This window comes from Tenacibaculum sp. UWU-22, assembly GCF_041021355.1.
Taxonomy (GTDB): Bacteria; Bacteroidota; Bacteroidia; order Flavobacteriales; family Flavobacteriaceae; genus Polaribacter.
The window spans coordinates 147,049-163,835 of the sequence record NZ_JBFNGP010000002.1; the positions used below are offsets into that span (position 1 = coordinate 147,049).

Annotated in this window: 7 protein-coding genes; 3 read left to right on the forward strand and 4 right to left on the reverse strand. The window is 34.2% G+C overall.

Going from position 1 to position 16,787, the window contains the following annotated elements; genetic code table 11:
* A partial coding sequence (locus AB2B44_RS06000) for a DUF4347 domain-containing protein (protein ID WP_369048666.1) occupies positions 1-10,976 on the reverse strand: 10,976 nt, incomplete at its 3' end.
* A 491-nt stretch (positions 10,977-11,467) separates the two neighbouring features.
* Positions 11,468-12,115: a rhomboid family intramembrane serine protease gene (locus AB2B44_RS06005; protein ID WP_369048667.1), complete on the reverse strand. Its 648-nt coding sequence runs from the start codon at positions 12,113-12,115 to the stop codon at positions 11,468-11,470.
* A gap of 124 nt (positions 12,116-12,239) precedes the next feature.
* Between AB2B44_RS06005 and AB2B44_RS06010 the strand changes: the two genes are divergently transcribed.
* Positions 12,240-13,127 (forward strand): lysophospholipid acyltransferase family protein, encoded by an 888-nt coding sequence (locus tag AB2B44_RS06010; RefSeq protein WP_369048668.1) that lies wholly within the window; start codon positions 12,240-12,242, stop codon positions 13,125-13,127.
* Positions 13,128-13,296: 169 nt separating this feature from the next.
* On the forward strand, positions 13,297-13,536 hold the full coding sequence (locus tag AB2B44_RS06015) for a hypothetical protein (RefSeq protein WP_369048669.1): 240 nt from the start codon (positions 13,297-13,299) through the stop codon (positions 13,534-13,536).
* Between the two features lie 83 nt (positions 13,537-13,619).
* Here AB2B44_RS06015 and AB2B44_RS06020 read toward each other — a convergent pair whose 3' ends face one another.
* On the reverse strand, positions 13,620-15,128 hold the full coding sequence (locus tag AB2B44_RS06020) for an FMN-binding glutamate synthase family protein (RefSeq protein WP_369048670.1): 1,509 nt from the start codon (positions 15,126-15,128) through the stop codon (positions 13,620-13,622).
* 152 nt (positions 15,129-15,280) lie between these two features.
* Positions 15,281-15,532, reverse strand: coding sequence for a type B 50S ribosomal protein L31 (locus AB2B44_RS06025; RefSeq protein ID WP_369048671.1), 252 nt, complete (start codon positions 15,530-15,532; stop codon positions 15,281-15,283).
* 202 nt (positions 15,533-15,734) lie between these two features.
* Between AB2B44_RS06025 and AB2B44_RS06030 the strand changes: the two genes are divergently transcribed.
* Positions 15,735-16,772, forward strand: a complete 1,038-nt coding sequence (locus AB2B44_RS06030) for a glutaminyl-peptide cyclotransferase (protein WP_369048672.1) — start codon at positions 15,735-15,737, stop codon at positions 16,770-16,772.
* Positions 16,773-16,787 lie beyond the last annotated feature (15 nt).

The window sequence follows — 16,787 nt, forward strand, 5'->3', positions numbered from 1 at the left end:
TCCTCTGTGGTTGCTGTATCATCATTCGCTACAACATCGTTATTTTCTGTTGTTGAGGTCGGTGATGGCATTACTTCTATCGTTACCGTACTGGTATCACAGGCTTGTGGCGTACCATCATCACATATCTCATAAGTAAACGTATCTGTTCCGGTAAAGCCTGCTGGTGGGGTGTACGAATAAGAACCATCTTTATTAATAGCAACTGTACCGCCTTCTGCTGAAGCTGAGTCTGAATTTGCTAGATTTACCTTTTGCGTATTACCTTCTTCATCTTCATCATTGGTCAATACATTTCCTTGTACTGTAGTATCTACATAGGTATTGTTGATATCTGGTATCGCATCTGTTGTATTAGGACAATTTGGTGCTGTTACCGTTATTGTTTGATTATCACATCCAGTATAGCTTACAGTTAAGGTTACATCATTACCAGAAGAAACATTTTTTATTAAACCATTTGCCATATCTACCGTACCCATATTAGCTATTACAGTAGCCCCTGGTATTACATCAAAATGAACATCATATGTACCTATACCATCTCCTTTACAAACTGTACCTCCAATGGTAATCATAGGGTCGCTACAAGGGTCTTTACAATCTTTAGGACTTTCAACTGTTATTTCAGAAATACAATTACCTCCATTACTAGCTTTTATAATAACATCGGTACCTATTGTACCACTTACAGTTCCGTCTCCATTATTTGTTCCATTCGTAACACTTATATCAGCCCCTGAAGTTTCAGTATACTTAAAGGTAAAGGTATTTGCATCAGTGCCATCACAAATTGCTTGACCTACTTCTAAATCTGGAATAGTACAATCTGTAGGACAGTCTTGTAATGCTGAAACATTTATCTCTGTAGCACAATCTCCATCAACAGCCTTTATTAATAAATCCGTGCCAAAAGGAACACCTGTTATCGTTTTTCCAGTCATATCTACATTTCCAGCATTTGCGGTTACAGTTGTAGCATTGGTAATAAAATTAACACTATAGGTACCTGTTGCATCATCACACATTGAATCGCCGACAGTTAAAAGAGGTAAAACACACTCTGGCGAACAATATGAAATATCATAAATTGAAAAACCAGGATTTGTTCCATTTCCATAGTAAGGTGTCGTATCAGTATTTTTAATTGTGAACTCAATTTGTATTGAATCAATAGCTGAAGGAAAATACACTCCTACTACTCCATCCGCTGAATCAGCTCCTGCTACTGATACACTAGTAGGATCTGCAGTTACGGTATTATGAGAAATATGATGAATATGAGACCCTGATAAAATTGGATTTACCAAAACTCCATCCAAATACCCATTAACAGTTACAACCTCACTCATATTAGCTGTTGATGTACTTTCACCATCAATATCAAATAAATAGAAACTCACTCCTTTTATTGGATCTCCTGTTAATGCTCCTTCAATGTTAATTGTTGCCTTAATAGAACTACCATCTAAATCTTTTGCTAATGATGATAATACTAATTGATCATCACTAGAAGATTGATTACCTGTATAAAAAGAACCTACCACTGGCAATTGAACTGTTCCTGAATTATACATAGGTGCTCCAGTAATATTAAAATCAACTTTTACATTATCTTGTATGTAAGAATTAGCCGTATCGCCTTCGCCCCATTTTCCTGAGGACGTTGTATAATTTGACCAATCAAATACTGTAGAATCAATACATGCTTTTGCTGGTAACACAGTTACTTGTCCCATAACTGTACAACTATTTTCATCAGTTACCGTAACCTCATATGTTCCTGGAGCTACTCCTGTTGGTGACGCTACATTATATATATCTACACTAGTTTCTGGAGCTGTTTTTGTCCAACTGTATGTATAGTTAGAAACACTTCCAGTACCACCAGTTACTGTTGCTGTTAAAGTACCATTGCTTGCTCCTTGAGTAGTTTCAGGTGTTGCATCAACTTCTAAATCTAACGCTTCTGCAGGTTCTGTCACCTCTTTTGAAATCTTAACAGTACATTTATTAACATCTGTTACAGTTACTGTATATGTTCCTGCCGTTAAACCTTCTTGATTTTGTTGGTCTGCTACTACGCCAGTACCTGTCCATGAATAGGTATATGGCTCTACACCGCCACTTACTGTTAAATCTAATGCTCCTGAAGCATCACCCTTACATTTTACTGGGGACTCAGCTATACTAGCTTGTAATTTTGAAGGTTCGGTTAGCGTAACCGACTTAGAAACAGTACATCCGTTTGAGTTCGTTACAGTTAATTTATAAGTACCTGCTTTTAAATCTTTTAAATCTTCGACTGCTGAAGTAAATCCATCAGGCCCTGTCCATTTATACGATGGCGAAGAACCATTAGTTACTGTTATATTAATTGCTCCTGTTGAAGAACCTTTACACGCTATATTTGTAGAAGAATCTATAGCTACTGTCATGGTACAACTAAGGGCATTTACAGTGGTTTCAGCTGTTGTTGTACATCTATTCGAATCTGTTACTGTTACGGTATATGTTCCTGGTTCTAAATTTGAAACTGTTTGAGTAGTCGCACCTCCTGGACTCCATGAATAAGTATACGAACCTGCTCCTCCTGATGCATTAACTGTCACCTCTCCCTCTGTTCCACCTACTGTTGTTTGATGGCTTGACGTTGTAGCTGTAGCGGTTAAAGCTGTGGCAGGTTCGGTTAGCGTAACCGACTTAGAAACAGTACATCCGTTTGAGTTCGTTACAGTTAATTTATAAGTACCTGCTTTTAAATCTTTTAAATCTTCGACTGCTGAAGTAAATCCATCAGGCCCTGTCCATTTATACGATGGCGAAGAACCATTAGTTACTGTTATATTAATTGCTCCTGTTGAAGAACCTTTACACGCTATATTTGTAGAAGAATCTATAGCTACTGTCATGGTACAACTAAGGGCATTTACAGTGGTTTCAGCTGTTGTTGTACATCTATTCGAATCTGTTACTGTTACGGTATATGTTCCTGGAGCTAAATTTGAAACTGTTTGAGTAGTCGCGCCTCCTGGACTCCATAAATAAGTATACGAACCTGCTCCTCCAGATGCATTAACTGTCACCTCTCCCTCTGTTCCACCTACTGTTGTTTGATGGCTTGACGTTGTAGCTGTGGCGGTTAAATTAGATGTAAAGTCATTAATAGTTACCGAATCGGTTATAGTTTGAGAACACGAAGACACGCCTACTTTAGTAACTGTAATACTAGAGTATACCCCTGATTCTAAACCTGTGATTGTTATTTTTCCTGCAGCATCTGTAGTTGGGTTTGGTGATACGGTAGTTACAGCTCCACCATCTTTAACATAACTTACTTGGTAAGCTGTATTGGCTAGCATACCTCCTTGGGTAATTTCTATTTTACCATCATTAGCTGGGTTACAAGTAGTCGGTGAAACAGGTGTTGCTGTTAATGTATTATCTAATTCACAAGGGGCTACTGTTAACTTAGCACTTTCTTCTTCAGAACAACCACTCGAAGGATGTTTTACTACCACCTTATATATGCCATCATCATTTGAAGGTGTTGCGTTACTAATTGTTAAGGTTTTGGTGGTTTCTCCAGTTAACATCGTATAAATGGTGCCTCCATCGGTACTTTTATACCATTGATAGGTATATTCTGATTCATCTACAGGAGTAGTTGTATATGGATCTGTAGAAAAATCGGTTACTTTTGTTCCTGTAACATTTGCTGTAAAGATTACTGTACCATTATAGTCAGGGTTTTGATCGCTTATCGGAGCAATGTTATACTCCACATTTTCTCTAGAAGTCCCCACCTTATATGCTGTACTTGCGGGCACCCCTTTAACTGCCCCACTTGTACCTACTGGATAATCCGCGATATTAATACTACCATCTGTTTTTAAATCGGCAGCAGAATACGGATTATCTTGACTCTCTAAAGCATCAGGACAACCATCATTATCAGAATCTAAATCAAGATAATCTGGTGTACCATCGCCATCAGTATCTCTTGGTGAACTACAAGTTTTCATTGGTAAAAAGATAATAGCATATCGCTCAGAGCTTTCTGACAAAGTTCCATACCCATCTGTATTTAACTCAAGTGTTCCTGAAAATGACTCAAGCATAATCGATTTTCCTGGTACTGTTTGAAATATAACATCTTTTCTAATCCATTGACCGCTATCAAGGAGATTAGCTTCATCTTCAGTTATAGAATAATATCCTTTTATTATATCACCATCTGTAGTTTTTAAATCAAAATCTAACTGTTCATTTATTCGGTAACTTCCTGTACTATTATTTATATTATCATAAATGTAGAAAGACAATTGAATTTCACCATTTATATCGGCAACAATATTTTTTGGTGTATGAAACTTATATAGGAAAGATGAAGCTCCTCCTTTTGAATCATACCCATTAATAAACTCAAGCGGATCGGTTTTAGCTTCAGAAGGTATATTAGCTACAGCTGCATCTCCAACATAATTAACATCTGGATACTTACCTGCCACAGATTCTGTAACACTAATATCACCATTTGAAAATTCGAGATCAAAAGGCTCACACATACCTTCATCTAAATTTAAAATACCATCATTATCTGAATCTAAATCACCACAAGCTCCGTCACCAATACCATCATTATCTGAATCAACCCATAACGTACTATCTTTATTACACATATCACATTCATCAGATTGTACAGTATCGGTATAAGCAGAACCAACACCTTGCCCTGAAGCATTTACAAGAATGGGTCTTCCATCGGCAGTAACTGAACCATCTAATTGAAGTGATTGATTTAATTGATTAAATTTAAAACCTCCTGTTCCTTCTATAGCATCAGGACAGCCATCATTATCACTATCTAAATCTAAATGATTAGGAATACCATCTTTATCTGTATCATATCCGTCTGCACAAGCGGTAAAAATAACATCTCTAATAGCTATACCGCCACTTCTACCCTCTACATCACGAAAAACCACCTTTTGCACATCTGGTACTGGATTGGGGAGGGTTAAATAAAACGGTGCACTTCCATTTGGCACCAATACATTACGTGCTCTATATAACAATTCACCTAAGCCATTATAAAAATCAATAGCTCCTATTATTTTTATCGCTTGAGAATCCGTTAAATTATCTCCTCCATTATTATAAATAATAATTCTAGATACCTTCCAAGTATATTCATTATTTAAAAACTCTATTCTATCAATCTTTTCAGAACCTGTAACGGCAGTTGTAGCCATATACGTACCTTGGTTGTTATCAATAATATTCGCAGCGGCAGAAGCAGTAAATGATAGTGTTGCATCGATAATTTTAGCTGATGTAAACTTACGCGGACCAAAATTACAAGCAGGGCGTTCATCTGTATCTAAAATTCCATCATTATCATCATCAACATCACAAAAATCACCTATCCCATCACCATCTGAATCAACCCACACCGAACTATTTGGATTACACTTGTCACATTCATCTGACTGCTGGGTATCATCATAAGCAGTACCTCCACCTTGGCTTAAACCATTATTCGGTACCCCTGAACTAGTTACATCCCCTGTTACTATTTGTCCACTTTGATCCACGTCACTATATGTATAACCTCCTGTCCCCTCTATCGCATCGGGGCAACCATCATTATCAGAGTCTAGGTCTAAATAATCTGGCGTACCATCATTATCCGTATCGATTAACAGAGGTAAATCGATACAAGGATCTTCAAATTTTATTTTTTGAAGATTTGTGAATTTTCCAGTTGATGCAGTATATCCAAAATAAACATTGGTTTCTCCTCCAAATATTTCTGTAGCAATACCTCCTGAAGAAAAAGTATGTTCTCCTGCTAAAATACCATCTACTGTATATGAAATGGTTTGAGTATCTGCATCCCAATTAATAACAACATTTTTCCAGGTTCCATCTTCCAAATTCCCTAAATCAACAGGTGTACTTAAGTTAGTCTGATCTACCGTTCTCCAAATAGTTCCATGACCTTCATAAAGAGGTGGATCTACTGAAGATTCGTGAGAATTATTATATGAATCTAATTCTAATGCTAAACCATTACTAATCCCTTTAGCTCCAATACCAAGCCCATCAATTCCTGTAGCATTAATTCCTTCATTTTGAAATACAATAGCAATACCATCAGCTCCTGCAGAATCAGTACCTAAGTATGCTTTAAATGTCATGGTAAAGCTCTCTGCAAAATCAATTTTACCTTTAGACCATGCTTGTCCAGATTGGTATTGAGCATCTGGGGTTAATATCATCTCATCGTTTGTTACGTCAGAAGCCGATCCTCTTAGGTAAAAATAATCGCTAACAGACCCTGTAAATCCATTCTCTACACAGTCTAAAATACCATCATTATCATCATCTAAGTCACACGGATCACTTACACCATCTCCATCAACGTCATTATATTCTGGATTAGACGGATTACAAGAACTACAAATAGGCGATTGCGTACTTGAATCTTTCGACGTACCTACTCCTTGTGACCCTCCTCCATTAGGAACACCATTGTTATCTACCGTTCCTGAAATAATAACCCCATTGGCATCTATATCTGAATAATTATAATTCCCTGTACCTTCTAACGCGTCTGGACAACCATCGTTATCTGAATCTAAATCAAGGTAATCTGGTATACCATCTTCATCGGTATCAACTATCTCACATGTAACAGCTGGTTTTAAGCCAAAACCTACTACAGGGTTACCACTATATTGAGTTCTATTTGCCGTTGTTCCATCTGCAAAAGCTCCTCCTGGATTATGCCCTGTATGATATATTAAATCATTATTATCTAGAATTGCTGTTGAGAAATGTCCTCCAGAGTGTACCCAAATTACATGACCTTGATCAATTCCTAGTGCCAATTTAGGTAAAGAAGTATCTGCTACCGAAGTTGAACCAACGTCTCCATCTCCTACGGCATATAAATAGCCTGTAGAGGTAATAAAATTTAAAAAAGAGCGATTTCTATCATTTTCATTGGCTGATATAAATGTTACATCTGTCATATCACTTGCTCCTGTAGGATCTTTTAAAGTAGTCCATGTATTTTGCAATGTTGCTCCCCCTGTACCTAATTCTCCTCCATAATTAGCGCCTAAAACATATACTAATCCATTAGATCCTAACACATAATAACTTGGTCTATGAGAAATATCTTGACCAATAGAAACCTGTACTACACTTACTCCCTCAGGTAATGGATTAATCATAGGGGTTGCGTAATTTCTATTAGTCAACCCTGTACCATCACCTATAACTGATTGTACTCCCCATGTATAGAAAGTATTATTGTCTTCATTATAAGCGATTGCCGTAGAGCCATTATGGTCAAAATAATTGTATATACCCGTTAATGGCGTACTCGAATCTATCATCACTTGCCCCCATTCGTTTAGAGTAGGAGAAGCCCCTCTACCATACGCTTCTTTAAAACGAGATAAAATATATACTCTTCCTGTATTGGTAACAATCCAAGTAGACCCTATATCTGAATTTAATTCTCTAACTTGAGATGGGGTTACGCCTAACGGCATATTAACACTCAACATTGAAACTCCTCCGCCTAAAAATCCAATTTCCGACCTACCTCCATGTACATATAAACCATCTGTAGTAAGTACAACAAAGGCTCCTACATTATTACCTCCCGTAGTAACAGTCAACACATCTCCTGACAATGTAGGATAGTTTGTAGAATTAACTTGTACTGCCGTTGTTGCCACAGTATTATCGCTATTAGCTTGTGATCCTGCTAAATAGTACAGACAATCTGCCCCCATATAGGATGCACTGTGAAAAGAAGCATCCATGTAATTTGGATCATTATTAAAAATATACTCATCACATGTATACGCAGCATCTTTAGGCATACACCCTCCATTTTCATCTATATCTAAAATACCATCATTATCGTTATCTAAATCACAGGCATCACCAACACCATCACCGTCTACATCGTTATATTGCGGATTAGATGAATCACAAGAACTACAAATAGGTGATTGTACAGTTGAATCAACTGAAGTACCAACTCCTTGTGATAATCCCCCATTAGGTACACCATTGCTATTTACCGTTCCTGTAGCAATAGCCCAATTACCATCTAAATCTGAATAATCATAATTTCTTGTTCCTTCTATCGCATCAGGACAATTATCATTATCTGAATCGGCATCAAGATAATCTGGCATACCATCTCCATCGGTATCTCGTGATATACATCTTGTTAAATTATTAAACACGGCAATATAACCACCTTGCGATGCCGTTTTACTTTTCATTGTATATTGAACCTCAATAGACTTAACATTTTTTAAATTAGGGTGTACGGTTAAAATAGTACCTGGGTCTTCCTGAGGAGAACCACCTCTAACCCCCATAAATTGATTTCCTCCTAAATACGTAACAGTATTTCCCATAGTTACATCTGATTCCTTTAAATTATACAAAGTTCCATCAGACAATTTAATTATAACTGTTACAAGTTCATTATTAAAATACCCAGCATTGGTAGATGTTCCTCCATCAATATCACCAATTTGAAAACTAGATAAATCGATAGGGATACTAAAATTAAGCGTAGCAATTATAGGTGTATCTGGATTTTGATTATCATGAACCAACTTCCAAGCTGTAAAGGTTCCGTTACTACCTGTTGCTGTATAAGTACTACTATCAGATGTATTATCAATTTGTTGAGTAGCAGTAACCTGAACATCTCCAAAAGCATAAGAACCGTTACCTGGAACATTTGTATTAGGAACTGGCCAATTAAACACTTCTGATGTTTCACAATAACCTTCATCAGTATCTAAAATTCCATCATTGTCATTATCTAAATCACAATCATCTCCCACCCCATCTTTATCTATATCTTTAAATAAACTACTTGTTTCATTACACGAATCACATTCGGCAGATTGTACAGTCGAATCAACTGAAGTACCGACCCCTTGCGACAAGCCTCCGTTAGGAACACCATTACCATCGACTACTCCAGTAACAATAGATCCCTTACCATCTAAGTCTGCGTAAGTATAATCTCTTGTTCCCTCTAATGCATCTGGACAACCATCGTTATCAGAGTCTAGGTCTAAATAATCAGGAACGCCATCTCCATCGGTATCTGGCTTGATATTATATTCAGGTGTAGTTACCCAACCGTCTGGAATACATGGATTAAAATTTATTGAATGTTTTGATGGGTTGCCTGGATATTGTGTAGACCCCAACCTTATATCAAATTCACTTGTACCATAATAAAACCCTGAAGCTTGTATTTTAATAGTTCCTGTATCTATACCTGGTGTATTTACGCCATTCCCTACATACCCTCTTTCAAAAGGGGTTCCTGAGCTATAAGGAGTTTCATCAGTAGGCACATCTGTATAGGTTTCAGCAACTTTATTACTATAACTTATTGTTTCATAATTATCATTATCTACTGATGTTACAAAATAATTCATCTTAGCTGCAGGTGTAGTTGTTCCTGCCTCTACAAATTTAAAATTGAAATCAACATAACTATTTGTTGCGTCATGGTCTATCCACGGTTGAAATCCTTCATCATACCCTGCACCAGTATAATCAATCTCTTTAATTTGTATATTTGGTGAAGACATATTGGTAATTGTAATTATACAATCAACACCAGGCATTACACTCTTATATAAAAACTGGTCTCCAAGTTGTGGACTAAATGGGTCAGAGCCGTCGACACTATTAGGGCCTTGTGCCGCCCCAAAGAGAGGATAAGCCATGTCTTTACAATCTACAATAGCTGTTTCATCTGAATCTAAAATTCCATCATTATCATCATCTGAATCACAGGCATTTCCTATACCGTCACCATCGCTATCAAGATACCCTGGCGAATCAGGGTCACATGGATCCATAGGATCTATCCAAATTCTAAATCCAGAATTTGTACCATCAGCCGTTGAAGAAACTGTAAAATTAATAGCATTAGACACATTAGTTAACTGCCACACATAATCATTTTGATTATTAAAGTTGGAATCACTATTCGTGTTTTCAACTCCCCATTTATACGTGCTAGGATGCACATAAACTAAGCCTGAAGACAAAGTACCATTTAAAAAGGTATATTCTTGATTATTGTCACTCTGAAAAAAATCTGTTTTTCCAGGGTTAATTTTTCTACCATGTGCCACAGTTATCTTTGCACCAGCACCAACCTGCACAAAAAATGAAGACTTTCTATCACCTACATCTATTAAAGACCAAGTTATCGGCGCTCCTGTTGTCATTTGCCTAGTATCTACCCCTACTAACTTAATTTTAACACTACCCGAAGGCAACCCTAAATGACTACTGATATCGTCATAAGTTCCATTAGAGTAATCTGTTTGCTGCCCAGTAATTCCAGCAAACATATCTGGTGTAATCTCTTTCCCGTACTGTAAAGAATATTTATAATTGGTAAGCGCTATAACATTAACTGACTTACCCACTTCTAAATCCCAATCACCACCAACACCCGTTATATCATCTGATGCTGAAACAGAAATACCTAATGCAGATTCTAACGTTAAAACTGCTTGTTTCCCTCTTTCTCCCTTGGCAAACTCACACCCATAAATATTTAGATGCGTAATGTCTTTACCCGAAATGAGACTTGTTATAAAACGACTAAGAGAATCTCCTGAGAGCCATTTACCGTCTAACAATAACTCACCAGGCTTACCATGTGAAAAAAGCTGAAATACAGACAAATTTTGATTAACCTGTTTATCTTTTAATAAACCTTGTATGTTTTTTACATCTTTATCAACATACACAGAATTATCACACCCTTTTATTGTTTTGCTAAATCTATTTGTATTAGCAAAAAAATTTTGAGTACTAAGTAAAAGAAGAAATGTAATAACTACCGAAGAAAGTCTCTGCTTTTTAGCGAAGATATAATATTTGCCCCCCATAATTTTGTTTTTTTAGAAATGTAGTTTATTCGTTATTCTGACAATTTTTTTTAATAATTAATCCAATGTAAAGAAAAACTGGTAATTACGCAAACAAAAGTATATAAAAAAAATAAAAAAATCCCATACACAATGCATTATTTTTATATTTTTACCAATTTTCATTTATTTATTCTCTTGGTTTACCTATTGCTCTCATTCACTACGCAATACTTGTTTTACAGTAATTAAAAGCAATAGAGTAAACACATAATAATCGACTTTTAAAGGTTATGACACTTTTTTTTGATATAGTCACTGATTTTTATCATTTATAAATAAAAACAATTTTATTTTTTTTCTCATAAATAATTATTATTTAAAAAAACTTAAAATAAGGCTTTAGAAGTCTTTTTCTTGTTTTTAACATAGTTTATATTAGTTAAACTAAAAAGTATGTTAAAATAGCTCGATAAGAGTTTTAGTGTAATTGTGACAAAAACACAAAGTCATTAAGATGCTTTTTTTAGCTTATCACCAAAAATTAGCAAACCTATTATTGGCACAGCAAACAAAATTAACATCATTTTATTTTGCACAAATAATTGAGGATACAATAATAAGGTCAACGCAAAACCACCAATAGCACCTCCTAAGTGAGCAGAATGACCAATGTTACCCAGTTGGTTTTTCATTCCGTAGATAGAATACAATAAATAACCGACACCAAAAATATAACCCGGTATAGGAATAGGAATAGGCAACATAATCAATTTCATAGTTGGATTTAACATGATTGCCGAATAAATTATACCAGTAACCGCCCCCGAAGCTCCAACAGCACTATAATAAGGTTCTTTTTTATGATAGTATAATCCGTATAAACTTCCTGTAAACAGACTACCAAAATAAATAATTAAAAAATTACCTGCTCCTAAATTATTAGCCACTATATTACCAAACAAATACAAAGCATACATATTAAAAAAAAGATGCATATAATCTACATGCAAAAATGCCGAAGTAACCATTCTAATTTTTTCGCCATCCAGTATACTTTTTATTTGAAATTTGTACTTTTCTATAAAGCTAGAATCGCTAAATCCTTTTAACGAAACCACCACCGTAGCAACTATAATTAGTAAAACAATATGATTCATACGCTATTTAAAAAAAGAAAACTAAATTGAAGTAAGCTTTCTAGGTGTTTAATTTATTGAGTAAATCTACATAAACTTTATCAATTTTAAATAATTATGTAAGATATTTGCATCAAAAAAAACGATGCAATTTCTCAGTTACATAATTGTTTACCCATTAATCTGGCTTATCTCTATATTACCATTTAGAATTCTATATGGTTTGTCAGACCTGTTTTTTATACTATTATATTATGTAATTGGCTACAGAAAAAAAGTAGTATATGCTAATTTAAAATTGGCTTTTCCTGAAAAAAGTGAAGAAGAGCTAAAAAAACTAACCAAAAAAACCTTGCACCATTTTACCGACTTTATTTTTGAAAGTATAAAAACCTTTACCATTTCTAAAAACGCTATAAAAAAAAGATACAAATACAAAAATATAGAGGTATTAACCGCACTAGAGAAAGAAAATAGAGGGGTTATTTTTACAGGAATACATTACGCAAATTGGGAATGGGTAATTTACTTAGCCCAACTTACAACGTTGCTACCTGTTGGAGTTTACACAAAGGTAGAAAACAAGTATTACGAAAAAATGATAAAATCGTCTAGAACCAAATTTGGAGCTGTTTTAAGACGAACCTCTGACACGATAAAAGGAATTATCACTGACAAAAAAAATAAAATTAACGGACTTTACTTTATGCTCAGTGACCAATCGCCTCAACTAGACAAAGCCAAATACTGGACCACCTTTTTTGGTGTTGAAGTTCCTGTAATTGTAGGCCCTGAAATGTTAGCAAAAAAACACAATTTTATTGTGGTTAATTTTACTGTTTTTAGAGTTAAAAGAGGTTTTTATGAAGTAGAGCTCGAAACTATTACTACTGAACCTAAAAAATTTAACGATTTTGAAATTACTGATATTTATTTAAAAAAAGCAGAAGAACACATAAGAAAACAACCTGAATTTTATTTATGGACTCACAAACGGTTTAAACATAAAGACAAAAAACCACAACAACTTTAATATTTTTTAAAACAACTAACCTAGCTATCTCTCATATAATTATGATTTAATTTTTATCAAAAAAAGAGGAAAATTTTAATTATTTTTTAAGATAAAAATACAAAATTAGGTGTTATCATTGCATTTTATAATTATATACTATATATTTAGCCTAAAATCGCAATATAAAATGCAAACAGTAAATATTAAAGATTTAGTAAACGAAGCTATTGAGTTTGAAAATAATGCAAAAGAGTTTAAAACTAGAAACGATAAAATTATAGCTTCTCATAAGGCAAAAGAATTAATACTATCTATTAACGAAGTTTATAAAGAAACTAAAGAAACCGAATTGATGGATATTATGAAACGAATTACCGCAATAAAACAAAAACTAGAAAAAAGATTAAAAGGCAGGCTAACTCCTTAATTTTAAATAAATTAAAAAAGGCTGTCTGAAAAGGCAGCCTTTTTTTGTCAATACAAGTTCGTAATAGCTTTTTTAAAGCTATATTACGAAAAGTAAATTTTATCTAAAGAGGTAATGTCACCTGCTTTATTTCGTCTAAAAATATCTTTAGGTTCAACCTCTTGTATAGCATTTTTACCCATAGCCGCAATCATTTCTTTTACACTTGCTATTGTTTTATCGTGATAATTTTTAACTCTACTATTTTTATCTTCAACTACTAACGCCTCAACCAACTCTTCATTTTGAGTAGCCACACCAACAGGGCAAGTATCTAAATTACACTCTCGCGCTTGAATACAACCCAAACTCAACATAAAACTACGCGCCATACCAATAGCATCAGCCCCTAAAGCTAAATATTTAACAACATCAAAAGTATCAATAGCCTTACCACTTGCAATAATTTTTATTTGATCTTTTAACTTATATTTCTTTAACAATTTATACACAAAAGTTAATCCTTCTAACAATGGCGTTCCTACATAGTTAGAAAACTCTAACGGAGCTGCTCCTGTTCCGCCTTCACCACCGTCTACCGAAATAAAATCTGGATAATTATTTGCTTTAGAAAAAGCCTGAATCATAGATTCTATTTCATCATTATCTCCGACACAAAATTTAATCCCCACGGGCTTACCACCAGACAATACCCTTACTTTTTCAATAAAAGCAATCATTTCATCAAAATTAGAAAAAGCAGAATGACCTGGAGGAGAGTCTACCTCTGTAAATGGTTCTACAGCTCTAATTTTAGCGATTTCTTCAGTATTTTTCTTAGCAGGTAAAATACCTCCATGCCCAGGCTTAGCTCCTTGCGAAAATTTAATTTCTACCATTTTTACTTCAGGTCTAGTAGCATTAGCCTTAAAAATTTCTTCATCAAAAAAACGTTTACCATCAATACTTTTTCCTGCTCCAAAATATGCTGTTCCAACTTGAAAAATTAAATCTCCGCCTTGTAAATGGTAGGGCGAAATTCCGCCTTCACCCGTGTTATGAGCAAAATTACCCATTTTTGCACCTTGATTTAATGCCATCACAGCATTTTTACTTAGCGAACCAAACGACATCGCAGATGTATTAATAATTGAAGCATTATATTTTTGCGTACACTTATCTGAACCAAAAATTATTCTCTCTCCTTTTACGTGCTTATGATCTGTTGGAAAAAGTGAATGTTTTACAAACTCATACCCTTTGGCATATACATTATGCTGAGTACCAAACGGCAAAGTTTCTATTTCTTTTTTAGCCCGTTGATATACTATACTTCGTTTTTCACGATTAATAGGAGTTCCATTTAAATCATCTTCGATAAAATATTGCTGAATTTTTTCACGCTCATCTTCAAAAAACCACCGTAAACGAGCTACTAATGGATAGCTTCTTAGCAATGAGTGATTGGTTTGCATGCTATCATAAAGAGCAATTAAAGATAAAACACCACTTATAGAAACTAAAATTATAGTACCTGTATCAGGTATAAAATATACTAAAATTCCAAATAACGCTGTAATTGTAAGTAAAATAGCCAATATAACATTTCTCATTTCTAAATTTGTTTTTATCAATAGTTAAAAGTACAAAATTAGCTACAATCAAATAAAAATATACTTACACAAATTTAATTTTTAAAAAAATTAACCACAAAAAAAGCTCCACATATGTTGGAGCTTTTAAATCATTAAAATTCTAAAAAAAATTATTTTTTGAATTTAGCGTATTTATTTTTAAACTTATCGATACGACCCGCTGTATCTACTAATTTAGATTTACCAGTATAAAACGGATGTGAAGTTCTAGAAATTTCTAATTTAATTAATGGATATTCAACACCTTCTACTTCTAAGGTTTCTTTTGTGTTAGCAGTAGATTTTGTTAAAAATACATCACCGTTAGACATATCTTTAAAAGCTACCATTCTATAATTTTCTGGATGTATTCCTTTTTTCATCTTAAATCACTTTTAAATTTTATTATCTTTATTTTTTTAGTGTAAAGTTGGTAAGGTTTTACACCAACAAACAACTTTTGTTGTTCGAGGGTGCAAATTTAACCCTTTTTTTTTATTTCCAAACAAATAATTTATTTTATTTGTACCCTAAAAGAACAATTATTTTGTTCGTAGTATCTTTTTTTATTTAATAACTTTTAAAATGCGTATCTACAACCTGTGCGTTGCTTTGTTAATAGCAACAATTATAACTTCTTGCAAAACAGAATATAAATTTAAACTTACTACCACAAAAAAAGTAACTTTAGGCGAAAAAGCACAAGCCTCTTTAGTTGAAGAAAACGGGGTATCTATAGACTCTGTTAAGTTTTTCTTTAACGGAAAACCGATTATTTCAAATGGCAATACTGCTGAAATAAACACAGCTAATTTTGGAGTAGGTAAGTATTCAATTACCGCGATTGCTTTTTACCCTAACAAAGCAAAAAAAATAAATAACTCTATTGAAATAGTTGCTAATAAGGCCCCTACTGTTTACACTTACAAAATTGTTAATTCATATCCTCACGACACCAAAGCCTATACGCAAGGACTAGAATATAAAGATGGGTTTTTATACGAAACAACAGGAAGAAGAGGACAATCATCGTTACGAAAAGTAGTAATTAAAACTGGCAAGGTACTTCAAAAAGAAGATTTAGACAGTCGCTATTTTGGAGAAGGAATGACTATTTTTAACAATAAAATATACTGGTTAACCTGGCAAGCCGGTAAAGGATTTGTATACGATTTTAACACCTTTAAACAAGAAAAAGAATTTCCTTATCAAAAAAGTATTGAAGGTTGGGGGTTAACACACAACGATACCGAGTTAATAAAATCTGACGGCACCAATAAAATTTGGTTTTTAGACCCTGAAACCCTTAAAGAAAAAAGAGCTATTCAGGTATACACAAACAAATATTCAATTGCTGAGCTAAACGAACTTGAACTTATTAACGGAAAAATTTACGCTAACAAATGGCAACAAAATGCTATTGTTATTATAGACCCTGCTACGGGGGTTGTAGAAGGGGTTGCTGACTTATCTGGATTAAAAAAATTAGTAAAACAAACTCAAAAATTAGAGCCTCAAGACGATGTGTTAAACGGAATAGCCTACGATAGTGCAAACAACCGATTATTTGTTACAGGAAAACACTGGAACACTCTTTTTGAAATTGAGTTGCTAAAAAAATAATAATCAATTAAATTT